Annotated in this window: 3 protein-coding genes; all 3 read left to right on the top strand. The window is 45.8% G+C overall.

Annotated features, from left to right (window positions below):
- The first annotated feature begins 41 nt into the window (after window positions 1–41).
- The 3 genes from A2517_RS10955 (at window position 42) to A2517_RS10945 (ending at window position 5,232) form a co-directional block, all read left to right on the top strand.
- Complete coding sequence (locus A2517_RS10955; RefSeq protein WP_294896968.1) at window positions 42–3,431, top strand: molybdopterin-dependent oxidoreductase; 3,390 nt, start codon at window positions 42–44, stop codon at window positions 3,429–3,431.
- Between the two features lie 89 nt (window positions 3,432–3,520).
- The gene (locus A2517_RS10950; RefSeq protein WP_294896966.1) at window positions 3,521–4,138 is read left to right on the top strand and encodes a molecular chaperone; all 618 of its coding nucleotides are present in this window, start codon (window positions 3,521–3,523) and stop codon (window positions 4,136–4,138) included.
- Complete coding sequence (locus A2517_RS10945; protein ID WP_294896964.1) at window positions 4,135–5,232, top strand: 4Fe-4S binding protein; 1,098 nt, start codon at window positions 4,135–4,137, stop codon at window positions 5,230–5,232. The genes A2517_RS10950 and A2517_RS10945 overlap by 4 nt, the downstream gene beginning before the upstream one ends.
- The last annotated feature ends 16 nt before the right edge of the window (window positions 5,233–5,248 follow it).

The following is a 5,248-nucleotide window of genomic DNA, read 5'->3' as shown; positions in this document are numbered from 1 at the left end:
TTCCACAATTGTTACCAATGAGCTAAAGAGGATTAACTATGATGTATTTAGAAAGTAGAAGAACATTTTTAAAAGGGACCGCGCTCACCGTAGCGGGTGCCGCAATCGCTAAAGGGGTTTTTACCGTAGACGCAGCCGCTGAATCGGTAAAAGAGAGTAAATTCAGCAACACTCCGGATACTCTTTCGTTCTATCCTCCTCAAGATCAATGGAACCATTTCCAAGAACTTAGCGGTGTAGATTGGAAACGTGGCGGTATTGATCGACACGGTGTACAGAGTGAAAACAATCCTGACGGTATTTATGTCAACGATTTTATGATTGTTCCGACAGCGTGTTCAAACTGTGAAGCGGCATGCGGACTCACGGCATGGATTGACAAAAAGACCTTTACCGTTAAAAAATATATGGGTAACCCGTTGCATCCGGGTTCACGCGGACGCAACTGTGCCAAAGGGTACGCGGTTCAATCGCAAATGTACGATCCGGATCGTATCCCGTTTCCATTGAAACGTGCACCGGGTTCTAAACGTGGTGAGGGGAAATGGATCCGTACAACGTGGGATGAAGCCATGACTACTATCGGTAAAAAGATGGCCGATACCATCCGTAAGGGTGATCTTCTTTCTCGTAAATCGGTTATGTACCATGTCGGTCGTCCGAATGAAAACGGTTTCGTTCCACAAGTGTGGGAAACATTAGGTCTTGACTCGTACAACTCCCATACCAACATCTGTTCTTCCAATGGTCGTACTCCGACGATTTGGACAGCTAATGATGACCGTACCAGCCCCGATTGGGCCAATGCAAAATTGATTTTCTTGAACTCTTCGCATGCAGCGGATGCGGGGCACTATTTTCAGCAATCAGCAAGCTTTATCGCCGATGCGCGTAAAAAAGGGGCTAAACTCGTCGTTATGGACCCACGTATGTCGAACTCTGCGGGGATGTCGGATCTTTGGATTGCGGCATGGCCGGGGACGGAAGCGGCGATTTATCTCTATTTGGCAAACCGTATTCTCAATGAAAATATGACCGACAAAAAGTTTGTCAAAAAATGGTTCAACTGGGAAACGTTGATGAACGATTCTGAGCATTTGAATTTTATGCTTACAAAAGGTCAAATTACGAAGCTTCCAGCTGATCGCAGTTTTGAGAGCTATATGGAATTGCTCAAAGATATGTATGCTCCCTATACACTTGATTATGCGGTAAAAGAGACCCATGTACCTGCGTATAAACTCGAAAAACTCTATGAGATGTTTATTTGGGCGGGAGATGCGATCTCTACCTATATCTGGCGTGCAGCAGCTGCGGGTAACCGTGGTGCATGGATGGGCGGACGTGCGGCGTACTTTTGTATCGGTCTTCGCGGAGCTATCGGAACCGAAGGGGGAACATTCTTTCACCACTGGCATGTTATCTCTGTTTCCGGTAAAGGGGGAAGCTCTACCGTAGGTCAAGGGGTTTCAGGTGCCGATGTACCGAAAGTTCAAGCCTATAATGAGCTTACATGGCCGCCGGAATGGCCGTTGTCAACGTATGAACTCTCCTATCTTCTCCCCCATCTTTTGAGTGATAAAGAGTGGCAGAAAAAATGGAATGATCGCGGATTGACAGTCCCTAGTAAACTCGCGGTTTGGATTCCTCGTATGTACAATCCGGTGTGGATTAATCCGGACGGATTCCGATGGATCGAAGTATTGAAAAATGAAGAGATTATGGAACTCACCATGAACCTCTCGCCGGTATGGTCGGAGACCAACTGGTACATGGACTATGTCCTCCCTGTCGGTCTTGCGGGTGAGCGCCATGACCAACACTCTGAAGCTACTTTTCCGGCTCGCTGGGCAAGCTTCCGTCAACCGGTATTGCGCGTAGCATTGGAAAAATCGGGATGGAAAGCGAAAAATCCTGCCCGTGCGACTCTAGAGGCTCATATCAAAGCGGGTCTGGGTGAAGTGTGGGAAGAGAATGAATTTTTCTTTGACTTGTGTGTGAATTTTATCGATCCGGACGGCTCTCTCGGTATCAAAAAAATGTGGGAATCGAAACGTCATCCGGGTAAACCGGTTACCATTGCAGAGTGGTACGATGCGGCATTCGGAGACAATTTGCCGAAACTCAAAGAGACGGCGACCAATGATCCGCGCTATATGAACGAAGAGTTCCCTGTTTATTCCTACCTTCGTGATTACGGAGTATGGATGGAAGAGGATAAAATCTACCATGCGATGGAACGTGAACTTAAGGTGGAAGACGGTGAAGTAATCTCTCATGGTCATAAATTTGCCGCTTCCACGATGAGTGTCGGAGCCGGCGGTGTCATTTCTGCACAAGATCACCATGGTAAAGAGAAAAAAATCGGTATCGAAATCGACGGTAAGAAAATGGAAGGATTTGCAACTCTAACCAAAAAATTAGAGTTCTATACTCAGTGGGCGACCGATTGGAAGTGGAGAGAGTACGCTATGCCGTTCTATCCGCGTAATGATGAGGAGAAAAATGAATACGTTCACTTGGTTTCTCACGTCAACCATAAGTATATGACGGAAGAGAATGCATTTGCACTCAATACAGTATTCCGTTTGCCGTATAACATTCATACACGTTCAGCGAACTCGAAACACCTTATGGAGATTAGCCAAAACCATGACCCAATCTGGATTTCGACTAAAGATGCACAACGTCTCGGATTCAAACGCGGTGACGCGATCCGTGTTCGTATCGTCGATACGGTTTCAGGGTTAGAGGGTGGACATTTCGTTGCGATGGCGGTTCCAACCGAGGGTGTTCTTCCGGGTACACTCGCGTGCTCACACCACGGCGGACGCTGGAAACTGACTAATGCGGTTACGATTCCTAATGGCGTAAGCGATGGAAAAGTTGCACCGGGTGTGGCTCCTCGTGATCTTAATAATAAAGAGTTCCTTGCTGAATCTCCCGCAAATGTCGGTAAAGTAGGTGGACAAAGTATAATTGACAATTACGAAGGGACGACCGGACTTAACAGTTTCGGGGTTCCGGTCGCCGAGATCCAAATGGATGGAAAAGTAGGAAAACTCAAATACGTTGAGGGGATCAAACCGTTCCATACGGAACGTTTCGCTGACTATAACCGTGACTCCGGTAACATTTGGTGGGATGGTTTGAGCGGTTCTTGGCAAAATGCCGTTGCGGCTCCTCATCCTGACCCTGTTTCGGGTATGCACTGCTGGCACCATAAAGTTCTACTGGAACCTGCTCAAGCGGGTGATAAAATCGGGGATATTTTCGTAAACTACGACAATAACTTTAAAGTCTACCAAGCGTGGAGAGATACATTGACTCGCGGATTAGATTCTAATTCTACTCTACGTCGTCCTCGCCATATCAAACGCCCATGGGTCAACCTCGATCCATCGGTGTATGAGGTCAATATCAAGTCGTAAGGCTTGATAGAGCCTTATAACCTACACCTCTTATACGCTTTTCAGCCGCATAAGCTACAATCACGCTACTTTATTAAAGGTTTTTACGAATGGATGAAATTATCGCACGCAGTAATTTATATGCGTTATTATCACGAATATTGCTTCAAGAGTTGGATGTGGAGCGTTTAGAAATTCTTCGCAATGACGAAACGGTTTTAGAATTTATGCCTCATTGGCGTGATTGGGAACCTCGTAAAAATATCGAAGCACAACAGCTTTTGGAAGAGTATTTGAATCCCGATTTTACTAACCTCTCACTGCTTCATCTGGTTCCGTATGAAACCTTTTATACACGCCATGACCAAATGATCGAAACAGGCGGTGCCAACCCCGTTACCGACATCTACAGTGCATATGATTTTCTCGTTGATTATGAAGTAGCACGGGTTGTCTCTTCGGATCATATCGGTATCGAGATGGAGTTTATGCACCATTTGTGCGAAGCACAGCTCAAAGCACTTGAAGAAGCGGATCATGAAGCGGTACATGAACTGATCAATGTTCAGCATAATTTTTTAAATTCCCATTTATTGAAATGGGCGCCGATGTATCTGATCAATATGAAATATGAGTCTCGTACCCCTCTGTATTACGATACTGCGGAGATGGCATTGGAGTTTATCCTCTCCGATAACGAAACATTGAGTGCTTTGGTAGCTGCGTGAGTCTACTAGAGCTATCACCCGCACGATGTGTTCGTGCACTCAGTGTCAACTCGGAGTGTTCACACTGTAGTGATAGTTGTCCGACAAGCGCGATAACACTGCTCGGAAGACTCCCTGCCATCAATCAATCACTTTGCGTGGGATGTGCGGGATGTGTGGCGGTGTGTCCGAGTGAAGCATTAGCGTTGGATGATTTCAATCCGAGCGAGTTTTTCTTTTCATTTCTTAACGATGACGAGAGTGTTGTTTCGTGTCAGAAAAACGTCCCTTGTATTGCCGCCCTCTCCGTTGAGCATTTAATCTCATTGTGCAGTCTTAAAAAAGGGTTGGTTCTCGATATCGGACATTGCGGCAGTTGCGATATCGGCTCTTATGTGCTTGAGATGATGGAGGAGAGAATTCAGAGTGCGAATTACCTTCTCGAAGCGATAGAGGTTGAGAAGAGTGTCGTGTGTGAAGAGAGAGCTTACCGTAGCCCTGAGGCGGATGAGCCAAAAGATCGGAGAGATTTTTTCAAAACGTTTCATTTACGTAGGATTGCAAAAGCCAAACATGATTTTGAAAAAGAGGTACAACGCTCGACCGATGAGTTTATCGAAGCGAGTATTGACAGCTCTCATACCAAAGAACTTAGGGCGAAAAAAATCACCGATCGTCGAAAACTCTTTTTTATGGCATTGAAGCGGGTCGAGAAACCATCGCAGTTTCATGTCGTCGATGCTCAGATGATTGCTTTTACCTCTCAAAAAATCATGGATGAGAGCAAATGCACCGCCTGTCAGATGTGTTATCGTATTTGCCCTACGGCGGCACTTACCTCGGATATGCGGAATTCTAAGATCGATTTTGATCCGTTCTTATGTGTCAAATGCCATCTCTGTCATGATGTATGTGAGAGTGATGCAATCGGTATTTCAACGTCATACAATCTCACCGAGTGGTTTGAACCTGCAGTGCAAAATCTTATCACCTTTTCGGTGCGGCGATGTGATGAGTGTGATGCACTCTTTAGCTCGGTCGGAGGGGAAAAAATTTGCCGCCGCTGTCAGCTTGAGGAAGAGGAAGCTCTGGAATTATGGGGATTAAATAAATGATGAATAATGATAACAC

The organism is Sulfuricurvum sp. RIFOXYD12_FULL_44_77, from assembly GCF_001830725.1.
GTDB classification, from domain to species: domain Bacteria; phylum Campylobacterota; class Campylobacteria; order Campylobacterales; family Sulfurimonadaceae; genus Sulfuricurvum; species Sulfuricurvum kujiense_A.
This window is presented reverse-complemented; position numbering and strand designations above follow the sequence as displayed.

Bases quoted from the DNA above. Each gene is read 5' to 3' on its own strand.
- A2517_RS10950 (WP_294896966.1), top strand. From the start codon at position 3,521: ATGGATGAAATTATCGCACGCAGTAATTTATATGCGTTATTATCACGA.
- A2517_RS10955 (WP_294896968.1), top strand. From the start codon at position 42: ATGTATTTAGAAAGTAGAAGAACATTTTTAAAAGGGACCGCGCTCACC.